General features: G+C 48.7%; 19 protein-coding genes. All 19 read left to right on the top strand.

Features of this window, described 5'->3' with window-relative positions:
* The first annotated feature begins 16 nt into the window (after nucleotides 1–16).
* The 19 genes from FHS16_RS14830 (at nucleotide 17) to sigE (ending at nucleotide 24,750) form a co-directional block, all read left to right on the top strand.
* Nucleotides 17–1,282 (top strand): adenosylhomocysteinase, encoded by a 1,266-nt coding sequence (locus FHS16_RS14830; RefSeq protein ID WP_183563666.1) that lies wholly within the window; start codon nucleotides 17–19, stop codon nucleotides 1,280–1,282.
* 116 nt (nucleotides 1,283–1,398) lie between these two features.
* Nucleotides 1,399–2,382 carry a DUF4349 domain-containing protein gene (locus FHS16_RS14825; protein WP_183563662.1) on the top strand — a complete coding sequence of 328 codons (984 nt, stop codon included), beginning with the start codon at nucleotides 1,399–1,401 and terminating at the stop codon, nucleotides 2,380–2,382.
* A 176-nt stretch (nucleotides 2,383–2,558) separates the two neighbouring features.
* Nucleotides 2,559–2,996 carry a division/cell wall cluster transcriptional repressor MraZ gene (gene mraZ / locus FHS16_RS14820; RefSeq protein WP_183563659.1) on the top strand — a complete coding sequence of 146 codons (438 nt, stop codon included), beginning with the start codon at nucleotides 2,559–2,561 and terminating at the stop codon, nucleotides 2,994–2,996.
* A gap of 30 nt (nucleotides 2,997–3,026) precedes the next feature.
* Nucleotides 3,027–3,977 carry a 16S rRNA (cytosine(1402)-N(4))-methyltransferase RsmH gene (gene rsmH, locus FHS16_RS14815; protein ID WP_183563656.1) on the top strand — a complete coding sequence of 317 codons (951 nt, stop codon included), beginning with the start codon at nucleotides 3,027–3,029 and terminating at the stop codon, nucleotides 3,975–3,977.
* Nucleotides 3,978–4,000: 23 nt separating this feature from the next.
* Nucleotides 4,001–4,393 carry a cell division protein FtsL gene (gene ftsL / locus FHS16_RS14810; RefSeq protein ID WP_312890931.1) on the top strand — a complete coding sequence of 131 codons (393 nt, stop codon included), beginning with the start codon at nucleotides 4,001–4,003 and terminating at the stop codon, nucleotides 4,391–4,393.
* An 11-nt stretch (nucleotides 4,394–4,404) separates the two neighbouring features.
* Nucleotides 4,405–6,696 carry a penicillin-binding transpeptidase domain-containing protein gene (locus FHS16_RS14805; protein WP_183563652.1) on the top strand — a complete coding sequence of 764 codons (2,292 nt, stop codon included), beginning with the start codon at nucleotides 4,405–4,407 and terminating at the stop codon, nucleotides 6,694–6,696.
* A 153-nt stretch (nucleotides 6,697–6,849) separates the two neighbouring features.
* Complete coding sequence (locus FHS16_RS14800) at nucleotides 6,850–8,790, top strand: stage V sporulation protein D (protein ID WP_183563650.1); 1,941 nt, start codon at nucleotides 6,850–6,852, stop codon at nucleotides 8,788–8,790.
* Between the two features lie 75 nt (nucleotides 8,791–8,865).
* A complete protein-coding gene (locus FHS16_RS14795) occupies nucleotides 8,866–10,353 on the top strand; it encodes a UDP-N-acetylmuramoyl-L-alanyl-D-glutamate--2,6-diaminopimelate ligase (RefSeq protein WP_183563648.1) in 1,488 nt (495 codons plus the stop codon).
* Nucleotides 10,350–11,765 (top strand): UDP-N-acetylmuramoyl-tripeptide--D-alanyl-D-alanine ligase, encoded by a 1,416-nt coding sequence (locus FHS16_RS14790; protein WP_183563646.1) that lies wholly within the window; start codon nucleotides 10,350–10,352, stop codon nucleotides 11,763–11,765. Before FHS16_RS14795 ends, FHS16_RS14790 begins: the two co-directional genes overlap by 4 nt.
* Before the next feature lie 4 nt (nucleotides 11,766–11,769).
* On the top strand, nucleotides 11,770–12,726 hold the full coding sequence (gene mraY, locus FHS16_RS14785) for a phospho-N-acetylmuramoyl-pentapeptide-transferase (RefSeq protein ID WP_183564204.1): 957 nt from the start codon (nucleotides 11,770–11,772) through the stop codon (nucleotides 12,724–12,726).
* Between the two features lie 78 nt (nucleotides 12,727–12,804).
* On the top strand, nucleotides 12,805–14,244 hold the full coding sequence (gene murD, locus FHS16_RS14780) for a UDP-N-acetylmuramoyl-L-alanine--D-glutamate ligase (protein ID WP_183563644.1): 1,440 nt from the start codon (nucleotides 12,805–12,807) through the stop codon (nucleotides 14,242–14,244).
* Between the two features lie 46 nt (nucleotides 14,245–14,290).
* A complete protein-coding gene (gene spoVE, locus FHS16_RS14775; RefSeq protein ID WP_183563642.1) occupies nucleotides 14,291–15,388 on the top strand; it encodes a stage V sporulation protein E in 1,098 nt (365 codons plus the stop codon).
* Between the two features lie 703 nt (nucleotides 15,389–16,091).
* Nucleotides 16,092–16,997: a UDP-N-acetylmuramate dehydrogenase gene (gene murB, locus FHS16_RS14770; RefSeq protein WP_183563630.1), complete on the top strand. Its 906-nt coding sequence runs from the start codon at nucleotides 16,092–16,094 to the stop codon at nucleotides 16,995–16,997.
* Between the two features lie 15 nt (nucleotides 16,998–17,012).
* Nucleotides 17,013–18,281 (top strand): UDP-N-acetylglucosamine 1-carboxyvinyltransferase, encoded by a 1,269-nt coding sequence (gene murA, locus FHS16_RS14765; RefSeq protein ID WP_183563627.1) that lies wholly within the window; start codon nucleotides 17,013–17,015, stop codon nucleotides 18,279–18,281.
* A gap of 112 nt (nucleotides 18,282–18,393) precedes the next feature.
* Nucleotides 18,394–19,164 carry a cell division protein FtsQ/DivIB gene (locus FHS16_RS14760; protein WP_183563624.1) on the top strand — a complete coding sequence of 257 codons (771 nt, stop codon included), beginning with the start codon at nucleotides 18,394–18,396 and terminating at the stop codon, nucleotides 19,162–19,164.
* Between the two features lie 219 nt (nucleotides 19,165–19,383).
* Nucleotides 19,384–20,625, top strand: a complete 1,242-nt coding sequence (gene ftsA, locus FHS16_RS14755; RefSeq protein ID WP_183563621.1) for a cell division protein FtsA — start codon at nucleotides 19,384–19,386, stop codon at nucleotides 20,623–20,625.
* 213 nt (nucleotides 20,626–20,838) lie between these two features.
* The gene (gene ftsZ, locus FHS16_RS14750) at nucleotides 20,839–21,954 is read left to right on the top strand and encodes a cell division protein FtsZ (protein ID WP_183563619.1); all 1,116 of its coding nucleotides are present in this window, start codon (nucleotides 20,839–20,841) and stop codon (nucleotides 21,952–21,954) included.
* A gap of 1,117 nt (nucleotides 21,955–23,071) precedes the next feature.
* Nucleotides 23,072–23,989 carry a sigma-E processing peptidase SpoIIGA gene (gene spoIIGA, locus FHS16_RS14745; RefSeq protein WP_183563617.1) on the top strand — a complete coding sequence of 306 codons (918 nt, stop codon included), beginning with the start codon at nucleotides 23,072–23,074 and terminating at the stop codon, nucleotides 23,987–23,989.
* A gap of 38 nt (nucleotides 23,990–24,027) precedes the next feature.
* Nucleotides 24,028–24,750: an RNA polymerase sporulation sigma factor SigE gene (gene sigE, locus FHS16_RS14740; protein WP_054027973.1), complete on the top strand. Its 723-nt coding sequence runs from the start codon at nucleotides 24,028–24,030 to the stop codon at nucleotides 24,748–24,750.
* Nucleotides 24,751–24,836: the final 86 nt, after the last annotated feature.

Genomic DNA, 24,836 nt, shown 5'->3' with positions numbered 1-24,836 from the left:
ACAAGGAGGACTAATGATGACAACAGCTACAAACAGCATTGTTGCAGACCTGTCATTGGCGCCCGAAGGGCGTTTGAAAATCGACTGGGTGGCGGCACATATGCCGGTATTAAATACGATTCGCGCACAATTCGAGAAGGAGCAGCCTTTTAAAGGGCTAAAAGTGACCATCGCTCTTCACTTGGAAGCGAAGACTGCTTATTTGGCTAAGGTTGTCAAAGCAGGCGGCGCAGACGTTACGATTACGGGCAGCAATCCGCTCTCCACACAGGACGATGTATGCGCAGCGCTTGTCGAGGACGGCATTACGGTATACGCGAAATACAATCCGAGCGCCGAGGAATTTAAAGCTTTGAATGTGAAAGCGTTGGAGTGGAAGCCCGATTTGATTATTGACGATGGCGGCGATCTTGCAACGATTCTGAATTCCGAGCATCCGGAGTACGGCGAGAACCTACGCGGCGGAGCGGAAGAAACGACGACAGGTATTATTAGGCTGAAAGCGATGGAAAAGGACGGCTCCTTGAAATTCCCGATGGTCGCTGTCAACGACGCTTATTGCAAGCATCTGTTTGATAACCGCTACGGTACGGGGCAATCGGTATGGGATGGCATAAACCGTACAACAAACCTGATGGTAGCAGGCAAAACGGTCGTTGTTGTCGGTTATGGCTGGTGCGGAAAGGGCGTTGCCATGCGTGCCAAAGGTCTAGGCGCTAATGTCGTTGTGACGGAAATTGATGCGATTAAAGCAGTGGAAGCCTACATGGACGGCTTTGCTGTCATGCCAATGCTTGAAGCGGCTAAGGTTGGCGAGTTTTTCGTGACGGTTACCGGAAATCGCGACGTTATTCGCGGAGAGCATTACGAAGTCATGAGGGATGGCGCGATTATTTCCAATGCCGGCCATTTCGATGTTGAGGCGAATAAGCCTGAGCTGACGGCTTTGTCCTCAAGCGTACGAACCGTTCGCCGCAATATTGAAGAATATAAGCTAAAGGACGGCAGAAGCATTTACCTGCTGGCCGAAGGGCGTCTCGTTAATCTGGCAGCGGGAGATGGTCATCCGGCGGAAATTATGGATATGACATTCGCGCTGCAAGCTGTTGCACTGAAATATGTGAATGAGCAATATAAGGAAATTGGAAGCCGGGTCGTCAATGTTCCTTACGAACTGGATGAGCAGGTAGCGAGATTGAAGCTGCAATCGCTTGGGTTCGGCATTGATAAGCTGACGGAAGAACAGCGGTCTTACTTGGACAGCTGGAAGGAAACCGAATAAATCGATGAGAGAAGCCGCGAGCAATCGCGGCTTTTTTTTTGCGTTCATCAAACTAGAAATGAAACCTTTTATTACCAATATTCGTTAGGAGGTTAATAAAGAAAAGGGGGTTCAATATGAATAGAAAAAATAACAGACTTTTTACAATCTTGCTCGTGCTTATGCTCGCATTAGGTTTGCTTGCGGGGTGCTCAAGCGCAAACGGGAATATGGCTAAAAGCGATGGCAATGGCATGACGAGTAGTCAAAGCTTAGCGGACAGCGAAGCAGCAAGCGAAGCAGAAAGCCTAACGAATGATGCTAAGGCGGATTCTGCACCTTCGGCTAACGGGACAGATGAGGCAATAGCGGTGGGCGGGGGATTGTCTTCGGATACTTCTTCTGCGGAATTGAACGGCTTAAACCAAAAGATCATTTATACAGCCACATTAAATATGCAAGTGGAAGCTTTGGATGCAGCTGCAACCTCGCTTCGAAATGCTATTCATCAAAGCGGCGGTTATATTCTGCAATTCCAGGACACGAAGCATGAGGGGGAAATAGGCTCAAGCTATACCATCAAAGTGCCAGCGTCCGGATTTATGTCGTTTATTGATCGGATTGAGCAAATTAAGCATAGCAGCTTTGAGCGGAATATCGGCGGCAAGGACGTTTCGGAGGAATACGTAGACCTCGAATCCAGGCTTAAAGCAAGGCAATTAGTGGAGACCAGGCTTCTTGCCATGATGGATAAAGCAGTTAAAGCGGACGATCTGCTTAAATTCTCAGATCAGCTTTCGGTCGTTCAGCAGGAGATCGAGCGTATAAAGGGCCGGATCCGTTATCTCGATACGAATGTAGCCTTCTCAACCATTGAGCTGAGAATGTACCAAACGAATCAAAATTTAAACGTGGAGCGCGAGGAAGCTAAGGGTCTGGGCGGAAGGATGTCAGATGCGCTGGCAAGCAGCACGAAGGTCGTATGGGATGCCATTAATCTACTGCTGGTCGTGGCAGCAGGCGCTGTTCCCGTACTGATCGTAATAGCGTTGATTGGCATTCCTTTATATTGGATACACCGCAAGAGAAAACGCGATTCATCCAATAAAACGGTTGATTAAGGTTAGGATGACCGTAAAAGGATCCTTTAAATATTAATAATCATTAATACTATGAAAGATTTCTGAAAAATCCTGCTCATTGAGCAGGATTTTTATTTTAGGTGGCGAACTATTGTATCTTAGTGGGGAAAAGTGGGGCAAAGTGGTGAACTTGGGGGAAGGGGTGGTTCAAAGTCATGTTTATGGGTGAATATCAACATAGCATTGATGAGAAAGGCCGAATCATCATCCCTTCGAAGTTTCGGGAATCGCTTGGCGCCTCGTTTATCGCAACCCGCGGTTTGGATAATTGCTTATTCGTATATCCCATGAGTGAGTGGAGTGTATTAGAACAAAAGCTTAAAACACTGCCCCTAATGAAATCGGATGCGCGCGCGTTCACCCGGTTTTTCTTCTCCGGCGCGACCGAATGCGAGCTGGACAAACAGGGAAGGGTAAATATACCTGGGCATCTGCGTGAATATGCAAAGCTGGACAAAGATTGCATGGTTCTTGGCGTCTCCAGTCGTGTGGAGATTTGGAGCAAGCAGACTTGGGATGGCTATTACGAACAATCAGAGCAAACCTTTAACGAAATTGCCGAGAAGCTCGTCGATTTCGATTTCAACTTCTAGAATGGACAACAAGAACAGGAGGGCTGAGGCGTGTTTCAGCATATTACGGTGCTATTGGAGGAAGCGGTTGACGGTTTGGCTATTAAGCCAGATGGCATCTACGTCGATTGTACGCTTGGAGGTGCGGGACATAGCGAGCTCATCGCATCGCGTTTAGGCGAAGGAGGACGGTTGATCGCATTCGATCAGGACGATTCAGCGCTGGATAATGCTCGAATTAGACTAGCGGCTTATATGGATAAAGTGACATTAGTTAGAAGCAATTTCCGCGATTTGGAGCAGGAGCTAAGGGGCTGCGACGTTCCGATGGCAGACGGCATACCGCAGGTTGACGGCATTTTATTCGACTTAGGCGTCTCAAGTCCTCAGCTCGATGAAGCCGATCGAGGCTTCAGCTACAATCATGACGCACCGCTTGACATGCGAATGGACCGCGAGGGCGACTTAACTGCTCATGAAATTGTAAATACGTGGGATGAACGTGATATTTCACGCATTCTGGATCGGTACGGCGAAGAGAAGTTCGCTCGCTCCATTGCCAGAAATATTATTAAGGCTCGTGAAAAATCGCCGATCGAGAATACCGGCGAGCTCGCCGAGCTTATCAAAATATCCATTCCGGCCGCTACACGGCGGACCGGCGGACATCCAGCCAAACGGTCTTTCCAAGCTCTTCGCATTGCAGTCAATGATGAGCTTGGAGCAGAGGAAGAAGCGCTGGAACAAACGATTCGCTGCTTGAAGCCTGGCGGACGCGCATCCGTCATCACGTTTCATTCATTGGAGGATCGCATTTGCAAGCAGATGTTTGCCAAATTTGTAGAGAAGTGCACTTGCCCGACTGATTTCCCTCTATGCGTATGCGGAAACAAAGGCTCAGTGAAATTGATCAATCGTAAGCCAATACTTCCTTCGGAGAGAGAGCTTGAATTAAATCCGCGAGCAAGATCGGCAAAGCTTAGAGTAGCAGAAAAATTGTAAGAGGGGGATTTAAATTGGCGTACGTGAATGGCAATCTAGCGCTGCAACCCAAGCGAAAGCAGAATCAACAACCTGCGATAAAAGAAACAAAACGACTTGTTAAGACTCGCAAGTCCTTACCCGTTCAAGAGAAGCTGCTGTACTTGTTTACCGTTCTCATGTGTGTTGTAGTTGCTGGTGTCATTATCTTTAGATACGCTCAAATCTATGACATGAACCTGGATATCAAAAAGCTGAACAGCGAATACCAGACGATGAATGTAGAAATGGAAGATTTGAAGAAGCAGGTAGAGATGCTAAGCGACCCTGAACGTATCCGCGAGCTTGCGGAGTCGCAAGGAATGGTCAGCGCTACTGAAGGCGGCATAACGGTAAACACAGGCGACGATGAAATAAAATCGGCATTGAGCGAGTAGGGTGATCGATAATGAAAAAGAGAATTAGAGTACGTACGCTGCTGTTTGGAGGGGTCATGACCCTCCTTTTTCTTGTTTTAATAAGCAGAATCTATGTGGTTCAGGTTGTAGAAGGAGCCGAATGGTATAATCTTGCCAAAAAGAGATGGTCAACCGCCGAGGTGCTGACAGCCAAACGAGGTACAATTGCCGACCGCGATGGCAATGTACTGGCCATGGATACGATAGCATACAACGTTTCCGTAGACCCAAAAACAATTAACGATGAAGAGCTTGCAGACGATGTCATTAATGGCTTGCATGATATTTTGGGCATTTCGAAGGAAGAGCTCGAGAAAAACGTAAACGCCAAAAAAGAGGATGGAAGCTATGTTGTTAATCGGGAGCTCCGCAACGGCGGCTGGCAAATCGATAAAGCGACAGCTGATAAAATCAGGGAGTTCCGCGAAGAGCTTGCTAAAGAAAAAAAGGTTTATTCTGTAGGGATTGACCTTGCTGAAAACTTGAAGCGTTATTACCCGAGAAAGTCGCTGGCTGCGCAGGTTGTCGGCTACTTGGATCGGGAAGGCGCGGCAATGACAGGAATCGAAGCAACCTTCAATGAACAATTAAGCGGTGAGGACGGCTATATTAAGTATGAGAAGGACGGCAAACGTGTTCAGCTTTCGGAAGGCGAGGTCGAGCTGAAGCAAGCGAAGGACGGCCAAAATATTCAATTGACGATCGATGGCGAGATTCAGCATTACGTGGAGGAAGCGCTGCAGGAAATCGTAAGAAATTACGCTCCGAAAAGCGCGACGGCAATTGCGGCAGATCCGAATACGATGGAAATTCTCGCGATGGCGAATATGCCGCAATATGATCCGAACATATACTGGAAAAACAATGCGAACTCCTATAATCATGCAATTAAATCTCTGTATGAGCCAGGCTCTACTTTCAAGATTGCTACACTGGCCGCTGCCGTAGAAGAAGGTGTGTTCAATCCAGATGAAATGTATAAATCCGGTCAGATCACGCTGAAAGGCGTTCCTACGCCTATTCGGGATATTAAACGCGGTGGCTGGGGGACGATCTCTTTCCTCGACGGCTTGAAGTATTCCAGTAACGTTGCTTTTGTTAAGCTTGGCTATGAGAGAGTGGGAGAAGAGAAGCTGCGAGAATACTATAAGAACTTCGGCTTCGGACAAAAAACAGGCATACAGCTTGGCAGTGAGCAAACAGGTACGATCAACTTTCGCTGGCAGAGTGATATTGCGAGAGCCACTTTTGGCCAAGGTGTCGTAACGGTAACTCCTATCCAGCAGGTAGCGGCTGTAGCAGCCGTAGCGAATGGCGGCAAGCTGCTTCAACCGCAAATCGTGAAAAGTATAACAGACCCTTCCACGAAGACGACTACGAAGATTGAGCCGAAGGTCGTGCGTCAGGTTATCTCGGAAGAAACCTCCCGCAAGGTCGGTGAGTATTTGGAGCAGGTCGTGTCGGATCAGGAAAAGGGTACAGGTAAAAACGCTTATATCGAAGGCTATCGCGTGGCCGGCAAGACAGGAACGGCCCAAAAGGTTGAGAATGGCATTTATTCAACGAACAAATTCGTTGTTTCCTTTATCGGCTATGCTCCCGTTGATAATCCGAAAATCGTTGTATATATCGTAGTTGATGAGCCGAATGACCCGCTTGTTGGCGGAGGTAGAGTTGCTGCTCCAGCATTCAAGCAAATTGTTCTGAAAAGCTTGCGTAAAATGGGCGTTGCACCGAATTATGCTCCTGATTCCGATAATGCGGTGAAAGAAGTAACGATGACGGTTCCGGCTGTAACGGATCTATCGGTGGCACAAGCCAAAGCGGAGCTGAAGGCTAAAGCGATAACGTTCGAGCTTGTCGGAAACGGGAAGACGGTGCTGCAGCAAATTCCAGCTGCCGGATCTTCTGTCCATCCGACGCAGCGCATTTATTTGATTACGGAGCAAAAGGAAAAGCTCGCTGTGCCAGACCTGACCGGCGTGTCCCTGCGGGACGCATTGGAGATTACATCTTTAATTGGCATCCGACTCATTCCTGAAGGCCAGGGCTTTGTCGTCTCACAGAAGCAAGAGACGCTTAACAATGTTAGGGTGTTGAATGTGAAGCTCGCTCCGCCAACGGGCGATGAGACCCAAGCAGAGCAGAACGCAGACGATTCAACGGCTGATGAAGATAAAACAGGCGAGACCGAGAGTGACGGTAACGCAGCATCGAATCAAGGCGATGATACGGGGAGTTCCGACAGTACCGAAGCTTCTAATACGAATGCTCCAGAATAATGGAGAAGCTATGAAATGCCTTACGCTTTAAAATGCACATGTTAAAATCCCATTTCGCATAGCTTGTTCTATCCTCCGCTTGTCCCGAATAGTTTGGAATGAGCGCAGATTTCGCGCTCCTTTGCACACAGTCAAGCGGAGGGGGAACGAGTTGTGAAGGTATCCAACGTAACGGTTAGACGACGTTTGTTTATCGTGCTTATATTGGCAGGGGTGTCTTTCCTTGCTTTATGTTTGAGATTGAGCTATGTGCAGCTTTGGCAAGGCGAGGAGCTGGCTGACAAAGCGGAAAATTCCTGGAGGCGCGATATTCCATACGTCGCCAAACGTGGAGAAATCGTTGATCGCAACGGCATTCAGCTCGCTTATAACGTGAGCTCGCCTACGGTGTATGCGATTCCGGTTCAAATCAAAGACAAGCAGGCAGCTGCTGCTGCGCTGGCACCGCTCCTGGACATGTCGCAGGAATCTTTATTTGAAAAAATAAAAACGAAAAAAATGATTGTAAAGCTTGGACCCGGCGGCCGTAAAATTACGATAGACAAGGCTGATCAAATTCGCGAGCTTGCGCTCCCAGGCGTTGTTGTGGCAGAAGATAACAAGCGATTCTATCCATTCGGCAGTCTTGCCGCACATGTGCTTGGCTTTACCGGCATTGACAATCAAGGCTTGACCGGCATAGAAGCCAAGTATAATACGGAGCTAAGCGGCATCGGAGGCAGTGTTTCTTTTCTGTCGGATGCTGCGGGCAGGCAAATGCCGAATTCGTCGGACACGTACGTGGAGCCGAAGGACGGGCTAACCATGCAGCTTACGATTGATAAGCAAATTCAAACCGTAATGGAGCGCGAGCTTGACCAGGCTATGACAAAGCTTCAGCCGAACGGCATCATCGCGATTGCGATGGATCCGAACAACGGAGAGATATTAGGCATGGCTAGCCGTCCTACATACGAGCCTGACAAATATCGCGAAGTTCCTACCGAGGTCTACAACCGCAATCTTCCGATATGGATGACTTACGAGCCGGGCTCAACCTTTAAAATCATTACGCTTGCCGCAGCTTTGGAAGAGAAAAAGGTCGATTTGAACAATGAGCGTTTTTTTGATCCTGGTGCAATTGAGGTAGGCGGCGCGAGGCTGCGCTGCTGGAAAAAAGGCGGTCATGGCAGTCAAACGTTTCTGGAGGTCGTGGAAAACTCATGCAATCCAGGCTTCGTTACATTAGGCCAGCGGCTCGGGAAAGAGAAACTATTCGAGTATATTAAAAATTTCGGATTTGGAACGAAGACTGGCATCGATATTGGCGGCGAAGAAAACGGCATCCTATTCAAGCTGAGTCAGGTCGGGCCTGTAGAGCTTGCGACAACGGCATTCGGGCAAGGGGTATCGGTAACCCCGATCCAGCAAATCACGGCAGTTTCCGCAGCGATTAACGGCGGAACGCTATATAAGCCCCATGTAGCTAAAGCATGGATAAATCCAGAAACGGGCGAAACGGTTGAGACTGTAAAATCAGAGGCCGTACGAAAGGTTATTTCTGAGGAGACCTCAAAGCAGGTCCGCGAAGCGCTGGAGAGCGTCGTAGCGAAAGGAACAGGTCGAAATGCGTTCATCGACGGTTACCGAGTCGGCGGCAAAACAGGGACTGCTCAGAAGGTAATAAACGGACGTTATTCGCCGAATGAGCATATTGTATCTTTTATTGGATTTGCACCTGCGGATGACCCGCAAATCGTGATTTACGTAGCCGTGGACAATCCGCAGGGAATACAGTTCGGGGGTGTTGTTGCGGCCCCTATCGTACGCAATATGATGGAGGATGCACTTGCCATCCTTGAAGTGCCGGCACGCGAGAAGCAAATCGACCGCGTCTACAAATACGGTGAAACGCCAATCGTTACGGTACCGAACTTGATCGGCAAAACCGTCTCGGATTTGTACGAGGATTTGAATATGGATTTCATGCTGACGACGGCTGGTTCAGGCAAAACGGTCATACGCCAAGCTCCCGCAGCTGGTACCCGGGTAGACCGGGGATCGACGATTCGCATCTATTTGGGCGAAGACGATAATATATCCCACTCCCATTGACTATAATGGTAGTTAACGAGGGCGCTGCAGGTCGAAGCTGGGGAGTTGGCGGCGCTTCGGGGAGGAGTGGGGCAGATGCGTTTAAAGGATGTTGCGGAGCTGCTAATTACCTCGCGGCTCATTGGTGACGGGGAGACGGAGTTGTCGGGAGTCGAAACGGATTCGCGAAGCATCGCCGCCGGTCAGTTGTTTATATGCTTGAGGGGACACACCGTTGATGGTCATGCCTTTGCCCCTCAAGCGGCAGAAGCGGGAGCGGCGGCGCTAATCGTCGAGCGCGAGCTCAATCTGGCCATTCCTCAGCTTGTTGTCAAGGATTGCCGTCTGGCTATGGCTATTATTGCTAATCATTTTTACGGCTATCCGAGCAATGAGCTGAAGCTTATTGGGGTGACTGGAACGAACGGCAAAACCACTACGACCTATTTGATTGAGCAAATCCTGAACGATCAGAAGCGCGCGACAGGCGTAATCGGCACCATTGAACGCCGTTTTGCAGGGCAATCCTATGCGATGACGAGCACGACGCCGCAAACGCTCCAGCTGCAGCGATACTTAGCCGAAATGCGCGATGCAGGCATCGGCTACTGCGCAATCGAGGTGTCTTCTCATGCGCTCGAGCAAGGTCGGGTAAAGGGCTGCCGTTTCCGTGCAGCCGTATTTACGAATCTATCGCAGGATCATTTGGATTACCATGAAACGATGGATCGTTATGCTGCGGTCAAAGGATTGTTTTTCGCCAGACTCGGCAATATGTATGCTTCAGAAGAATCGGAACGAACGTATGCGGTGTTGAATGCGGACGACGCTTTGGCTAACGAGTACGCGGAATTAACGGCTGCCGAAGTCGTTACGTATGGCATCGACAAAGCTGCGGATGTACGTGCGACGAACATCAAAATTACAGCCCAAGGAACGACTTTTCATGTTCAAACCTTCCGAGGGGAAGCGGACGTCACCCTGCAAATGGCGGGCAAATTTAATGTATACAATTCGCTTGCAGCCATTAGTGCCGTACTGATTGAAGGGATAGAGCTCTCGGCTATTACGTCAAGCTTGAGCGCCATTCCCGGCGTACCGGGACGCGTGGAGGCTGTCAACGCCGGGCAGGATTTTGCTGTTATCGTAGATTACGCCCATACGCCGGACGGACTCGAGAATGTACTGCGAGCCATCGAACAGTTCGCAGAGAAGCGAATCATTTGCGTATTTGGATGCGGCGGGGATCGTGACAAAACAAAACGTCCGCTGATGGGGGAAATCGCCGTAAAGTATGCGGATTATGTATTAATTACGTCGGATAACCCGCGTACGGAGCAGCCTGAACTCATTTTAAAGGACATTGAAACCGGGTTAATTCGCACAGGAGTCGACCCTTCGACTTATGTGTTAATTAAGGATCGCAAGGCTGCGATACAAAAAGCGGTTGAAATGGCAAGCCAAGGCGATGTAGTATTGATTGCGGGGAAAGGTCATGAGACCTACCAGGACATTAACGGCGTCAAGCATCCGTTTGATGATCGGATAGTGGCGAAAGAAGCGATAAGGGGAATCATACATTGATTAAACGTACGATCAAGCAAATAGCCGAAATGAGCGGCGCTAGATGGAATGGCATTCAAACAGACCTTAAAATAGAGGGAGTAACGACTGACTCGCGGCAAGCTGCCGCGGGCCAGTTGTTCGTTCCGCTTGTCGGCGAGCAGTTCGACGGGCATGCTTATTTGAAGCAGGCTGTAGACAACGGAGCGGTTGCCGCGCTCTGGCAGAAGGGGCGCGAGGTGCCCGAGGGTCTCGAAGCGGTACCGCTGCTCATCGTGGGAGATACGCTGTTAGCCCTGCAAAGGTTAGCTACTGCATATAGGAGCGAGCTTTTCGTTCGAGTGGTAGGCATCACGGGCAGCAACGGGAAAACAACGACGAAGGATATGACGGCTTCCATTCTTGGAACCTCTTATAAGGTCCGCAAAACAGAAGGCAATTTAAACAATCACATCGGCCTTCCGCTAACCGTCCTGCAGCTCGAAGAGGACACTGAGGTAGCGGTGCTGGAGATGGGGATGAGCGGCTTTGGAGAAATTGAGCTGCTTACCAAAATCGCTCAGCCTGACGCGGCAATCATTACGAACATTGGGGATGCGCATTTGCTGCATCTGGGCTCGCGGGCTGGCATTGCAAAAGCTAAGCTGGAAATCGCACTTGGCTTGAGCGAAGACGGGCTGCTGTTGTATAACGGCGACGAGCCGCTGCTCGAGGAGGAGCTTGAGCGTGCTGTGCTGCCTGCGGGCATCGTGCGCCGGACGTTCGGATTATCCGAAAAGAACGAATGGTCAGCAGCCGATATCGCAGTCGAATCGGAGGCTGCGACTTTTACGGCGATTTATCAGGGCTCTCCCAGCGGCCTTGGCTTGGTCCGCATTCCGGTACCCGGGCAGCACAATGTCAGCAATGCGCTTGCCGCTATCGCGATCGGCCGCTTTTTTGGCGTTCCGGCAGCTAAGATCGCTGATGGCTTGCGAGATCTGAAGCTGACGGGCATGCGCATACAGCCAGTGCGAGCCTTCAATGGCGCAATGATCCTCAATGATGCTTATAATGCGAACCCAACAGCTGTACGCGCCGCGATCGATCTTGTGGAACAGTTGGATGGCTATACACGCAAATGGATTGTGCTTGGCGATATGCTTGAGCTTGGCCCGGACGAACAGGTGCTGCACTTCGAAGCGGGTGCCTATATTACGCCGAGCAAGGCGGATGCGGTCTTGACGTTTGGCCCGCTGGCCGTTCATATTGCGGAGGGTGCCAGGTCTCAATTTACTGAGGCTGATGCACAAGAAGCGATCAAACATTTTGCTTCGAAAGAAGAGCTTTCTGATTGGCTTCGCGACCAGCTTCAGTCATCTGACCTCGTGTTGATCAAAGGGTCGCGCGGCATGCGGATGGAACAAATTGTTCAAGCTTTGGAAGTGGGGTGAGGATATGGACATGATGGTCATTTTATTTTCGATTGGCGCCTCCTTTTTGCTAGCGATATTGCTCGGACCATTGTTCATACCGCTGCTTCGACGTTTAAAGTTTGGACAGCAGATCCGCACCGAAGGACCGCAGAGCCATCTCAAAAAAAGCGGTACTCCAACCATGGGCGGCATCATAATCATGATTGCGCTTATGATTGCATTTCTGAAGTTCTCAGACAAGACACCTGAGTTTTGGGTGCTGCTGACGGCATCGCTTGGTTTTGGACTTGTGGGCTTCTTGGATGACTATATTAAAATCGTATTCAAAAGGTCGCTCGGACTAACGGCGAGGCAGAAGCTGCTCGGTCAGCTCCTCTTCTCCGTTATCGTATGCGCGATGCTATACAATATGGGCCACAGCACGGAAATTACGGTGCCTGGTACAGGCTGGGGCTTTGATCTCGGCTGGTTTTATTATCCGCTTGTCGTTATTATCATGTTCGCATCAAGCAATTCCGTGAATTTTACAGATGGATTAGACGGTCTGCTCGCAGGAACGAGCGCGATTGCATTCGGAGCCTTTACGGTTGTGGCGCTGCAAACGTCAGCGCATGAGTCGGCTGTTTTCTCGGCTGCCATGATTGGTGCGGTGCTCGGCTTTCTTATATTCAATGCTCACCCGGCGAAGGTGTTCATGGGAGACATGGGCTCGCTTGGTATAGGCGGCGGGATTGCAGCGGTTGCTATTCTGACCAAAACGGAACTATTGCTTATTATCATAGGCGGCGTATTCGTGCTTGAGATGCTGTCTGTTATTTTGCAAGTAGGGTCCTTTAAGCTCAGAGGCAAGCGGATATTCAAGATGAGTCCAATCCATCATCATTTCGAACTGGTGGGCTGGTCGGAATGGAAAGTTGTCACCGTATTCTGGCTAGTCGGATTAGTGTTTGCTGCAATCGGTCTGCTCTTTGTAATATAATGAATAGAAACGTAACGGAAAGCGGCTTCCAAGTTTATTTGGAGCCGCTTCATGTATCCATAGGAGGGAATGTCACATATGAACCATCCGGCATCGTATAAGGGCCGCCGTGTTGTCGTAATTGGCTTGGCTAGAAGCGGAGTTAGCGTTGCAAAGGTATTCCATGAGCTCGGCGCTGAAGTCATAGTGAATGATATGAAATCTCGTGATCTATGTCCCGAAGCGGATGAATTAACTGCTTTGGGCATTTCTGTGATATGCGGTTATCATCCAGAGGATCTCGTTACGGAGGAAACCGCACTGCTTGTCAAAAATCCCGGGATTCCTTATACGTCGCCTCCGGTGAAGCGTGCTGAGGAGCTGGGCGTAGAGATTATTACGGAGGTAGAAGCCGCATACTGGCTCTCTCCTGCACCGATCATCGGGATCACAGGATCAAATGGCAAGACGACGACAACTACTTGGATTGGCGAAATATTGGATTATGCAGGACTGAAACCGATTGTGGCAGGTAATATCGGACGTCCGCTATGCGAGGCGGCGTTGGAAGCGGAACAGGATCAGTGGATCGTGGCTGAGCTCAGCAGCTTCCAGCTCAAAGGAACAAGCGCGTTCCGTCCGCACATCGCGCTGTTGTTGAACATTGCAGAAACGCATCTGGATTACCACGGCGACATGGATGACTATGTGAATTCCAAAGCGAAGCTGTTTGATAATCAAACAGAAGATGATATTGCGATTGTGAACTGGGATGACCCTGAATGCCGGGCGCTTTCCGAATTTTTAGCTGCAGAAGTCATTCCGTTCTCTGTCTATGAGAAGCTCGGGTCAGGGATTTATATTGATCCGCCATTTGAACGCGACGGTGGCATTACTGAAGAGGAAGTCGAAGCGCTCAGCAGGAAAATTATATTTAAGCAAGCGGATGGATTAGAGACGATCATTCTGCCTGTGGCTGAGCTTGGCATTCCTGGCGTTCACAACGCCGCTAACGCTCTTGCAGCGATAGGGGCAAGCATTGCAGCGGGAGTCGCACTCGAGCAGCTTAGACCGCCGCTGAGGGGGTTTAATGCAGTTGAGCATCGCCTTGAGTTCGTAAGGGAAGTGAACGGCGTCAAATATTACAACGACTCCAAAGCAACGAATGCTGTCGCTACGACGATAGCCGTGCAATCCTTTAGCTCCAAGGTTATATTGCTGGCTGGCGGTCTTGACCGAGGCTCGGATTACATGGAGCTTGAGCCGTTGTTCCGCGAGAAGCTGAAGGCGCTCGTCACTTTCGGACAAACGCGAGAGAAGCTGTCCCGCGTCGCGGAACTTGCAGGTTTAGCGAGGGTGGAAATCGTCGAACCTAGTGATGACGTTGAATCCGTCCTCAGACAAGCAGTGATGCAAGCAGCGGCTATAGCAGAGCCAGGCGATATCGTACTCTTGTCGCCGGCATGCGCGAGCTGGGATATGTTTAAGTCATATGAGCAAAGAGGGCGCATTTTTAAAGATTCAGCGCATACCTTGTAAGTAGGGGGCATGTCCCTACTTTCCCATGCTAAGAGGTGTGTTCGCTATGGCCAAGGCACGTTCTGCCCCGGATATTTGGATGCTGACTGCAATCGGGCTTATTCTAGCAATTGGATTAATTATGGTTTACAGCGCAAGCGCAGTGCTTGCCTTTCATGAGTTTGGCGACCGTTTTTATTTCGTGAAACGGCAGCTCTTGTTTGCCGGACTCGGTGTCGGTGCGTTGCTATTCACGATGAATACGCATTATACCGTCTGGAAAAAGTGGGCGCCTATGGCATTGATTGTTTGCTTCGGCTTGCTGTTGCTTGTTCTAATACCGGGTGTTGGAGTCGTTCGCGGCGGAGCGCGGAGCTGGCTGGGCATTAGCTCATTCGGCATTCAGCCTTCTGAATTCATGAAGCTGGCCATGATTTTATTCTTGTCCAAATGGTTGTCGGAGAAGCAGCAGACAATCACGCTTTTCACCAAAGGGCTTATGCCGCCGCTCGGCTTGGTTGGACTAGCCTTCGGCCTCATCATGCTTCAGCCTGATTTGGGTACCGGAGCAGTAATGGTGGGCGCCTCTCTTATTCTTATCTTTACTGCCGGCGCGAGAATGGCGCACTTGGGCGGGCTGGCGCTGATCGGTGTCGCGGGATTCATCGGCCTGATATTGGCTGCCCCTTACCGGCTCAAGAGGATTACCTCTTTTCTTGATCCATGGGCAGATCCTCTGGGCGGCGGGTATCAAATTATCCAATCCTTGTATGCAATTGGACCTGGAGGTCTAGTGGGCCTAGGGCTTGGCATGAGCCGGCAGAAGTTTAGTTACTTGCCGGAGCCGCAGACGGATTTCATATTTTCCATATTGGCCGAAGAGCTTGGCTTTATTGGCGGCGCTACATTAATTCTATTGTTTTTAATCGTAATCTGGCGAGGTATACGTGCGGCGATTGCAGCACCGGATACGTTCGGAAGCTTGCTTGCCGTCGGGATCACCGGCATTATCGGCGTCCAAGTGCTTATCAATATTGGTGTCGTTATTGGCATGATGCCCGTTACTGGCATCACCTTGCCGCTTGTGAGCTATGGAGGCTCTTCCCTGACTCTGCTGTTGACCGCGCTGGGCATCTTGTTGAACGTATCCCGTTATTCGAGGTGAGGCTCCATGACTGGAACGGAGAATGGCTGCAGCGGCGATTGCGTCTCAGCATGCTTTCCCGAAAGTCGAACCTTACTTGCAAAGCCATTATTGGATAGCTGCAAGGAAGTCGTTATCGTCCGGCTAAGAATGAGTCGCATCCTGCCATGCGCAGAAGCGCATTCTTGCCGGATTATGCTGTTTTAAGGCCAGAATGTACATTTATTCCAAAAGTGGAAGAAGACATTTTAAGAAGCGGGCTAGCGATTTATTTGTAGCATCTGACTCATTTATTTATAGTGACTGTGATTAAAACCTGCAGCGAAGCCGTGAATGATTCAATTTAGAAATAAATAAGCAGCAGTAGAAGATTTATATTGAAGTGAAGCAAAGCGTTGTTATCAAGCAAAAGAGCGCCGTATGGGCTGCTGTCACACAAGAGCCTATAAGGGCATAAGATACACTATATTCGTGACCGTCGCCCAATTGGAGCGGTTGTTGCAGCAAATCGCCTGTTACGTGCCGCAAGGGCATGCTGACAGGGCAGCGAATCATTTTATTTTCATTTCTTGCTTGCATCACAGGGCCAAAGCGAATGCTTACGATGCTGGTTTTGCTTCACAAAACCTAAGCAGATGCTTACGATGCTGGTTTTGCTTCACAAAACCAAAGCGAATGCTTACGATGCTGGTTTTGCTTCACAAAACCTTAGGAGGTACAACTAATGGAAGCATTTAAAGCGGAATTGGAACAAGCCAATCTTGGCGAAGTTTTGTATGATGAACCGCTCTCGAACTATACAACGTGGAAAATCGGCGGACCTGCCGATATATTAATCCTCCCTCGAAGCAAAGAAGAATTAGTGGCAGCCGTGCAGCTGGTGCAAAAGCACCAAATGCCGTGGACTAATTTGGGCAGAGGCTCCAACATGCTGGTGAGCGATAAAGGGATTCGCGGTGTTGTAATAAAACCGCACAGAGGGTTAGATTACGTGCGTTTTGAAGGACCGCTAGTAACGGCTGGCGCTTCATATTCGTTAATAAAGCTATCAGTCATGACGGGTAAAGCAGGGCTTACCGGGCTTGAGTTCGCAGGGGGAATTCCAGGCACGGTAGGCGGAGCCGTTTATATGAATGCTGGCGCGCATGGTTCGGATGTGTCACGTATTTTTAAATCAGCTGACATTGTACTGGATACAGGAGAATTGGTTCGTTTCAATCGCGAGGATATGCACTTCTCATACCGACATTCTATTCTTCACGAGCAAAAAGGGGTCGTCGTAGAGGCGGTCTTCGAGCTTGCAGAGGGAGACAAGAAGGAAGTCCTTTCCATGATGGCCTCTTACAAAGAGAGAAGATTGAGAACACAGCCGCTGCAGCTCGCATGCGCAGGAAGCGTATTCCGCAACCCGCCGGGCGACTTTGCAGCTAGACTCATTCAAGAGGCTGGTTTAAAGGGTGAAAGGCTCGGAGGAGCGCAAGTATCGGAGCAGCATGCCAATTTCATTGTAAATACCGGGCAAGCAACAGCTGAAGACGTTCTCGCCCTCATGACTCGTATTCAAAGCATCGTCCAGGAACGCTATGATATCCTGCTGGTGCCGGAGGTATTGGTGGTGGGTGAGCGGTAATTCGGAGGTGATACATTGGACAAATTGGTGATTGAAGGCGGGAAACCACTCTCAGGAACCATCGTTATCCAAGGAGCGAAAAATGCCGCTTTGCCGATTCTGGCTGCCAGTTTATTGGCCGATGGCACAACAACGCTAGATCATGTGCCAGATTTGCTAGACATCGATGTAATGCTGAATATTTTACGCGAACTAGGATGCCGGGCCGAGCACACGGGAGGAACTGTTGTGCTGGATACTGAAACGGCACATATTTCCCATGTGCCGGAATCGTTAATGAGGCAGATGCGTTCTTCCATTTTTTTAATGGGCCCCTTGCTTGCCCGGTTTGGTGAAACGCAGGTCTACCAGCCAGGCGGTTGTGCGATAGGTGAACGAAAGATTGATCTACATTTAGAAGGATTGCAGGCTCTTGGTGCAGAAATAGAAGAACTGGGTAATCGAATCATATGCCGTGCCGATAAGCTTCGCGGAGCGGACATCCATTTGAGCTTTCCGAGCGTAGGTGCGACGGAGAACATCATGATGGCTGCTGCTTTGGCTGAAGGCCGCACGACGATTAGCAACGCTGCTAGAGAGCCAGAGATTCAAGATTTACAAGGCTTCTTAAATGCAATGGGTGCAAAAATTATGGGAGCCGGAACGGACACGATAACGATTGATGGGGTACAGTCGCTAACACCATGTCGTTATAAGGTTATTCCAGATCGCATTGTTGCGGGTACGGTTATGGTGGCTGCTGCGGCAACGCGCGGGCAAGTAACGCTTCAGAACACACAGCCTGCCCATTTATCTTCCTTAATCCATGTTCTTCGACGCGCAGGTGTTCAAATCGTTGTCGACGGTGATATAATTAAAGTTGGCAGTGCAACTAGACCTAGGGCAGTTGAAAGAATCGTAACCTCACCGTACCCGGCTTTTCCTACCGATTTGCAGTCTCAGGTCATGGTGCTGCTTGCGCTTGCTGATGGTGTGAGCGTGTTGAAAGAAACGATTTTTGAAGGCAGATTGAAACATGTGGATGAGCTTTCACGCATGGGCGCAGACATTCGGGTAGATCTGAATGCAGCCTTCATACGCGGGGTGCCTAGGCTATATGGCGCGACTGTTGAGGCAACCGATCTTCGGGCGGGAGCTGCTCTTGTCATTGCCGGTTTAGCGGCGCAAGGTAAGACGGTAGTTGAGCAGATTCACCACATCGATCGGGGCTATGAGAAAATCGAAACGATGCTTGCGAGGCTCGGTGCCCGGATATCACGGTACTCGCCAGTTCCTAATAATTAATACTATGCGCGTGAGATGCAAGATAGAAACAGCCGGTACCCCTTTTCAAGCAAAGCGTAGGCTGAAGCTAAGAGGATAACCGGATGTTTTTTGGGGAAAGAAGGGACAAGTTATGAGCGCGCAGATGCCTGTGCTGAAGGAGCCTTTAAAAAAGAGGATGGGCAGCAAAAAGCTTCTTTACATTCTTATTCTGTTATTCCTGGCTCTTCTAGCGGTTCTGTTTTTTAATTCTTCAATAAGCAAGATATCAGAGATTCAAATTGAAGGTACGAGATTCGTATCCAAAGAGGATATAAACAAAAAAGCGGCCATTCTGGTCGGGGATGCTTTCTTCCGCACCTCGTCTAATACAATAGAACAAAGAGTACTTGCTCTGCCTCAAATTAGCAAAGCAACAGTAACCAAAGTGTTTCCTGGACTAATAAAAATCGAAATTGTAGAGTACCCGGTTGTAGCATTTGAGCTCTCGAAGCAAGGCGAGCTGACCGCTCTTTTATCGAATGGCACCACAGTAGAAGCTCAAAATGACGAAATGCAGCTGGTGGACAAGCCCGTGCTTTCAGGCTGGACGGAGAAAGATCCCATAAAAGCGGAGCTGACAAAGCAGCTCGGCAAGATTTCATCGAAGCAGCTGTCTGATCTGTCGGAGATTATTCCATATCCTTCAGCGGCTTATCCTGACAGGGTAATCATGTATACGCGAACGAAATTCGAAGTCGTAACTGCCGTTTCAGTGCTCCCCGAGAAAATCGAAGCTTTGAATGCAGTCATCGAGACGCAGGAGCCGGGAAAAATTACAATGCTGCTCGCAGATACATATGTCCCTTTTAAAGAGGAAAGTCCAGAAAATATAGATGCTGACCAAAAAGAGACTACTCAATAGCTTGAAAGAATGGTAGAATTTTATTTATGGCATTTATACTCGATGGGGCTGGATAACATTAGGAAATATAGGGTTCCGCAAGGGGCGGAGCTCGACATAAAGCGAAAAACAACGAAAAATTTGTTGAAAAAAGAGGGAAAATATTAAAGGCGTTGAATATGTAGAAAGACCTTAACATGTGTGATTATAAATATTTATTTGAAACGGAGGTGCCGCAAGATGAGCAGCAACGACATCATCGTCAGTTTGGACATCGGTACATCCAAAGTTCGTGCTATTATTGGTGAAGTGAATAATGGAGCCATTAATATTATTGGAGTTGGATCAGCCGACTCAGAGGGTATTCGCAAAGGAGCAATAGTAGATATTGACCAAACTGTGCAATCGATCCGCAACGCAGTAGAGCATGCGGAACGCATGGTAGGCATTCAAATATCAGACGTATACGTTGGCATACAGGGCAATCATATTGCGCTTCAAACCAATCGTGGCGTCGTTGCAGTATCCAACGAGGATCGTGAGATTGGCGAGGAAGATATTGAACGTGTTTTGCAAGCAGCAAAAGTAGTTGCGCTTCCACCGGAGCGTGAAATCATCAATTTGGTTCCAAAGCAATATTTGGTAGACGGTTTGGAAGGCATTTCTGATCCGCGCGGTATGATTGGCGTAAGGCTGGAGGTTGAAGCGACGATCGTAACGGGAACGAAGACTGCCATACACAACCTGATGCGTTGTGTAGAGAAAGCGGGACTTCGTATTTCTGGCGTAATTTTATTATCGCTAGCCTCTGGCGTTGTATCGTTAACAAAGGATGAGAAATCGATGGGAACCGTGCTTACGGACATCGGAGCTGGCTCCTGTACGATCGCCATATACGATCAAGGCGGGCTGGCTGCAACATCCACGCTTCCTATTGGCGGCGAATACGTTACGAATGATGTAGCGTATGGTTTGCGCACGCAAAGCGATCAAGCTGAGAAAATTAAATTGAAATACGGCTGTGCAAATGTGTTGGATGCAGCTGAAGACGTGAAATTCAAAGTGGTGCGAATGGGCAGCAATGTGGAGAAGGAATTTTCACAGGTTGACCTTGCCAGCATTATTGAGCCACGCATGCAAGAAATCTTTCATCTGATTAGACAAGAGGTTCGAAGACTTGGCTATGGGGATAAGGTTAACGGTTATGTGCTGACCGGCGGCTCTGTGTCGATGCCAGGAACGCTTGCTTTGGCCCAGACAGAGCTAGAGTCTTCCGTAAGAATCGCACTCCCGGACTATATTGGAGTAAGAGACCCGGCATTCAGCAGCGGCGTTGGCATGATTCAATATGTATCGAAATATATGGGAGCTCGTGGAACTGGAGCTGTGAAGAAAACGGCAAGCCGCAAAGCAAGTCCAGCACCTTCTACTAAACCCGGTATGTTCGAGCGGATTAAGAGTATGTTTAATGAATTTATTTGAAAATATAAGATAATATAAGTTTGACTTTTAAAATATAGGAAAGCATATGGTTTCGCCATCCTTTCTCTATATTTCTAGGATTGAAACGCGCCGCCAGAGGATTGCGACAGCCGTTTCGCCTTGTACGATGCTTATATTTTACCGCGAAACGTTGCTGTACCGTATCACTTGGATGCTATCAGCAGTTTACGCTTGACTGGGGGAAAATGAAAGATGTTGGAATTCGACTTTGAGCTTGAGTCGCTGGCTCAAATAAAAGTAATTGGTGTAGGCGGGGGCGGCAGTAATGCTGTAAACCGTATGATAGAAAATGGTGTTAAAGGTGTAGAGTTCATAACGGTGAACACGGATGCTCAAGCACTTCATTTGGCGAAATCGGAGCATAAGCTGCAAATCGGCGATAAGCTGACACGCGGTTTGGGTGCCGGTGCTAATCCAGATGTTGGCAGCAAGGCTGCTGAGGAATCCCGTGAAATTATTATGAATCAGCTGAAAGGCTCGGACATGGTGTTTGTTACCGCAGGAATGGGCGGAGGTACGGGTACTGGCGCTGCGCCGGTAATCGCTGAGATCGCGCGTGAATGCGGTGCTTTGACAGTAGGAGTTGTTACAAGACCGTTCACATTCGAAGGACGCAAGCGTTCCGGACAAGCTGAGCTTGGTATTGAGGCACTGAAGGAAAAAGTAGACACGCTTATTGTCATTCCTAATGACCGACTGCTTGAGATTGTTGACAAGAAGACGCCAATGCTTGAGGCATTCCGCGAAGCGGATAATGTGCTTCGTCAAGCGGTTCAAGGTATATCAGATCTAATTGCGGTACCTGGTCTTATCAACCTCGACTTTGCAGACGTCAAAACAATCATGACAGAGCGCGGATCAGCACTAATGGGTATCGGTATCGCTACTGGTGAGAACCGTGCGGCGGAAGCGGCAAGAAAAGCGATTATGAGCCCATTGCTGGAAACATCGATTGATGGCGCACGCGGTGTCATTATGAACATAACAGGTGGCAGCAATTTATCCCTGTATGAAGTGAATGAAGCAGCAGAGATCGTAATTTCAGCGTCAGATCCTGACGTGAATATGATCTTCGGTGCAATTATTGATGAAGATCTGAAGGACGAAATTAAAGTAACCGTAATTGCAACGGGCTTTGAGCACAAGTCAGCTGCAGCTCGCCGAGTGCCTCAGCAACAACCGGAAGCGGTTGATACAAGACAAACGGGAAGCACAAGCGGAGTTAAGCCTTTCGGTGCTAACAACACATCAAGCGATCAGCTGGAAATTCCAGCGTTCCTGCGCAATCGCCCTCGCAACGATCGCTAATGCTATCTTTTTAACCGCTTCGCCAGCAATTGGCGAGGCGGTTTTTTTGTGATTAGCTGAGGATGCGCGTGATTAGATTAGCTATGGCTGAGCGGAGGTATGAGTCTAGAGGTAGAAGCAGATGAGGTTGAACGATGTAAATGCAGGTAACTGCTTACAGAGCAGCCAAGGTAACCAGCCTGAACTCCTGTAAGCACTGACATGTTTATAAAGTCGCCTCGCTTGCTCACTCCTCACAATAAGCAGCTGTAAGCGCAAATAGGTGCTTACAGCCGCTAAAGTAACCATCTTAAACGCTTGTAAGAAGCTATAGGCATTACAGAGCCGCCGCACGCACTTATATCGTCTGTTGAAGAAGCTGCTGGGCATATGCGCGGCTTCTCTTTGATGTCATCATAGGAGAAGCCCAGCAGCCTCCAGCCATCAAGCAAGAAATGTTCTGGCGCATTAGATAGTCAGAGAATTGCCAGCGCGAAGTTTCAGCGGCATGAGAAGGATAACCATCGATTTCGATAGCCAACCGCAGTCCGTCTTTTATATAAGCAAAGTCTAGAAAACGAATGCCGTCACGAAAGTTTGCGATTTCGTACTCAGGAGCTCAACCGTCTAGCACAAAAAAAGCCGGAAACCATAAGGCATCAAGAAAAAACTTCTCGGCATGTCCTTGTCCCTGTAATAATCTTCGTTTGCTTTAACCCTCGCGTTCAGTTAGATGCACATCAAGCCAACGTTCATGAATGGCATGAAACGACATTCTTTTGACCCCCTCAGAATAAAATAACACCGCATACTGCGGGAGCAATCCATCCCCGAGCAAGCGGTGTTCTTCACGGCTTCATATATGGAGAAACATTATATATCTTTCATCAAGGAGCAAGTGGTAGATGCGAATCCCTTCACCAACATTTTAATCAGCAGCTGATAAGTGGATGCATACAATCTCTCCGTCACGATCTCTGACTAGGCGGTTTTTATACTCCTACTCGACAAAAAAAGATATGTCATGCTGTCATGAATAGACAGACTTTGAAATAGGATTTTAATATACTAGTGTCAATCGTTCTCCCGGGTGCCGGCTGCAGGCCCGTTTATCGCCAGTTGCAGGAAGGTGACCGAAGTGGCTGTATATGTGGATGTTATGTTTTTGCGAGAGCTGCTCGTGGATGGTGCAATTCTATTAACTTCCGCATGGGCCCGTCATCTAAAACCATCAACTTGGCGGGTGTTATTAGCTTCTGCTGTCGGAGCTTGTTATGTCGTTTTAATGCTTTTCCCGCAATTGTCTTTTTTGTTTACTCTCGCAGTTAAGGTCGGGATTTCACTGCTTATGGTGTGGATTGCATTCGGTTTTGCGTCCATTCAGCATTATTTGAGAAATGTCGCGGCTTTCTATGCAGTCAATTTTGTCGCTGCTGGAGCTGTCCTTGGTCTGTATTATTTGTTTATGCAAGGATCCGGCGAAGTATGGAGAACGATTACGTTCGTAAATGGCAGCATGCGTGTCGAGCTCAAGATGGGACTGTTTTATTTGGTTGCTGCGTTCTGTATCGGACTGTATATATACCGTACCGTCTTGACGCAAAAAAGAGAACGGGAGTTGGTGCACACTCATTTAGCTGAGGTCAAAGTTACAATCGGTGAACGGATACATGTGTGTATTGGTCTAATTGATACTGGCAACCAGCTTTATGATCCTCTTACGAGGACGCCAGTCATGGTAATGGAAGCATCCCTATGGCAAGATGATTTACCCGAATCGTGGTTGAATAGCATACGAGATGCACAAGTAGATCGTCTTGTAGCGGGAATGGATGAACAAGCCTTTGTATGGCAAGATCGGCTCCGCCTAGTCCCGTTCAGAGGTGTCAACCGAGGTTCGCAGTTCATGCTAGCGATAAAGCCGGATGCGGTCGAAATCACTAGGGAAGGACAAGTTTTTGAAACGCGGAAGGTGCTGATCGGGCTGGACGGCGGAAAGCTGACGGCTGATGGGGCATACCGAGCCATAATCCATCCGTCTATGGTACAACAGTAAAGAACGTATGCTCATACAAACGAGGAGGGATGGGCCAGATGCTCGTCAAGTATAAATTGATCCTTCAGTTATATTATTATCGTGTGATGTTTTTATTCGGATTAAAAAGCGAAGAAATTTATTATATCGGTGGAAGCGAAGCGCTCCCGCCACCCCTTACACGCGAAGAGGAAGAATATTTGCTGGAAAAGCTGCCTACTGGCGATACGGCTATTCGTGCTATGCTGATCGAACGGAATTTAAGATTAGTCGTGTATATTGCCCGTAAGTTTGAAAATACCGGCATTCATATTGAAGATCTCGTATCAATCGGCGCAATTGGACTTATCAAGGCGGTAAACACGTTTGATCCTGAGAAAAAGATTAAGCTTGCTACCTACGCCTCGCGCTGTATTGAAAATGAAATATTGATGTATTTGCGCCGCAATAGCAAAACACGGACAGAGGTTTCTTTTGATGAACCGCTCAACATTGATTGGGATGGGAATGAGCTGCTGCTGTCCGATGTGCTGGGCACGGAGAATGATACGATTTACCGGAATATCGAAGAACAGGTTGATCGCAAGCTGCTCCACAAAGCGCTCGATAAGCTGTCTGAGCGTGAACGGATTATTATGGAGCTTCGCTTCGGACTGGCAGATGGAGAAGAAAAAACGCAGAAGGACGTTGCCGATCTTCTCGGCATCTCGCAATCGTACATTTCCCGCTTGGAGAAGCGGATCATAAAAAGACTGCGCAAGGAATTTAACAAAATGGTGTAAAGCCGCACCCCGCTTGCAGATGTCGAATGATGTCGCAAGAGGAATAAAAAGACCACCTGAGGAGATAATGTACAGTAATGTTTCTC

This window comes from Paenibacillus endophyticus (genome assembly GCF_014192395.1).
GTDB lineage: Bacteria > Bacillota > Bacilli > Paenibacillales > Paenibacillaceae > Pristimantibacillus > Pristimantibacillus endophyticus.
The sequence above is the reverse complement of the archived record's forward strand: the minus strand, read 5'-3'. Positions and strand labels throughout refer to the sequence as shown.